Here is a 2146-nt window from a genome sequence, read left to right on the forward strand (position 1 = left end):
ACCAGCCGAGCGCCTGCGTGATCTACTGACGACCACATAGGTCACCAGGTGTTGCGAGGACCACGAGAATCCGCCGTTCGGTGAGGGGCCCTCTCGTGTCGGCCTCAGTCCAGGTCGCGCAGGAACTGCAGCAGGAGGCGGGCACCGTAGCCCGTCGCCCCCTCGGTGACCTCGTGCCGTGACGCCGTGGCGCGCGCCGGTCCCGCGATGTCCAGGTGGACCCACGGCAGCCCACCCGTGAACTCGCGCAGGAACAGTGCTGCCGTGATCGAGCCGCCGCCGCGCGCCTCGAGCGGGACGTGACGCAGGTCCGCGACCTCGGACCTCAGGGCGCTCCCGTAGTCCTCGACGAGCGGCATGTGCCAGACCCGCTCCCCTGTCACGGCAGCCGCGGCCTCGAAGCCGCTCACGAGACCGGGGTCCGTGGCGTACAGCGCCGCGTGGCCACGTCCGAGGCCGATGCTTGCCGCGCCCGTCAGGGTCGCGACGTCGACCAGCAGGTCCGGTGCGAGGCGGTCGACCGCGTACCCGAGGGCGTCCGCGAGCACCAGGCGCCCCTCGGCGTCCGTGTTCGCGATCTCGACCGACGTGCCGGAGTAGGTGTGCAGGACGTCGCCCGGCCGGTAGGAGTCTGCGCCGAAGTGGTTCTCCGCGAGGGGGAGGACGGCCGTGACCTTGTGCCGCACGCCCGACTCCGCCGCCGCGAGGACGGCGGCCAGGGCCACCGCGGCTCCCGCCATGTCCGTCTTCATGGGGACCATGGCCTCACGGGGCTTGATGGAGAGCCCGCCCGTGTCGTAGGTGATGCCCTTGCCGACGACGACGACGTGCCGCCCGGCCTCCTCCGGCTCGTACGTGACCGTCACGAGGCGGGGCGGGCTGGCCGACGCGGCGCCCACGGCCAGGAGGGCGCCGAACCCCTGGGCCTCGAGCTCCTTGGGACCGAGGACCTCGACGGCCAGACCGGCGGCCCCGGCCAGCGTCGTCGCCTGCTCGGCGACCCACGCGGGGTCCTTGATGTTGGAGGGCGTGTTCGCGAGGTCACGGACGAGCCAGGTCGCCGTGGCCCCGACGTGCGCGGCCCGGAGCTGCGCCTCGCGGCTCTCGCCGAGGAGCACGAGCTGCTCGGCCGGGGCGTCGGACGCGCCGGCCGTCTCCCCGCGGTCCGGTGCAGGACGCCCGAAGCGCGGGGTGCGGTAGGCACCGAGGAGGTAGCCCTCGACGAACGCCTGGACGCCCGTCGCGGACGCGTCCGCGGTGACCGCGCTCACGACCCGCTCGAGGCCACGCGTGGCACCCGACAGCGCCGCGCCGGCGCGACGCAGGTCCTGATCGGTCCCCGCCCCGATCCCGAGCAGCACGATCGTGGACGGCAGCCCGGCCCACGGCAGGTGGTGCGTCGAACCCGCGTGGGTGCGAGGGAGGTCGACCGTGGCGACCTGGCCTGCCGCGCCGCGGAAGGCCGTGCCTCCGCTGCGGTCCGCCAGCTCGGCCAGGTCGATCCCGTAGCGGGCGGTGGCGTCCACGGTGCCTGCACGCGGCTGGAGGCCGTCCTCCTCCTCGAGGGGAGGAGCGACGGCCACCACGAGTGCGGCGACCGCGTCGTCGGTGAGGAACGGACAGTCCAGGACCGTGCCCGGTGCCTCGACGACCTCGGGGAGGTGTCGGGGAGTGCCGCCCACGGGCGGGAGGTCGGGGACTGGCTGTGCTGCCTGGGCTGCGCGCGCGGTCAAGGTGTCTCAGCCCACGACGGCTTGGAGAGCCTCGCCCAGCTCGCTGGCCTCGGTCGCGTTGAGCTCCACCACGAGTCGACCGCCACCCTCGAGCGGGACGCGCATGACGATGCCGCGACCTTCCTTGGTGACCTCGAGCGGGCCATCCCCCGTACGCGGCTTCATCGCAGCCATTGTGGGCTCTCCATTCCGTAGTCCAGTACTGCTGTGGTCGACGTCCCGGCAGGGCGGTGGCGCGTTCCCGCGCCGACCGTCCAGAGGACGTCCAGGTACCATTCTAGTTCACCGATACGACACGCCGTGGCCGCAAATGCGCAGATCGTGCCGACGGAGGCGCTAGGTGTACCCGGCCGTGAGGTTGGTGCCAGTTCCGGTTGTCGAAGGGAGGACCTCCGGGCTTAGTGGAGATGTCG

2 protein-coding genes are annotated in these 2146 nt (G+C 72.8%); both read right to left on the reverse strand.

All coding sequences use genetic code 11. From position 1 onward, the window contains the following. Window positions 1–104 precede the first annotated feature (104 nt). A complete protein-coding gene (locus tag H9623_RS19070) occupies window positions 105–1733 on the reverse strand; it encodes a leucyl aminopeptidase family protein (protein ID WP_227748932.1) in 1629 nt (542 codons plus the stop codon). A gap of 6 nt (window positions 1734–1739) precedes the next feature. Beyond that, window positions 1740–1907 (reverse strand): DUF3117 domain-containing protein, encoded by a 168-nt coding sequence (locus H9623_RS19075; protein WP_064506638.1) that lies wholly within the window; start codon window positions 1905–1907, stop codon window positions 1740–1742. Window positions 1908–2146: the final 239 nt, after the last annotated feature.

The organism is Oerskovia douganii, from assembly GCF_015142735.1.
Classification (GTDB): Bacteria; Actinomycetota; Actinomycetes; order Actinomycetales; family Cellulomonadaceae; genus Oerskovia; species Oerskovia douganii.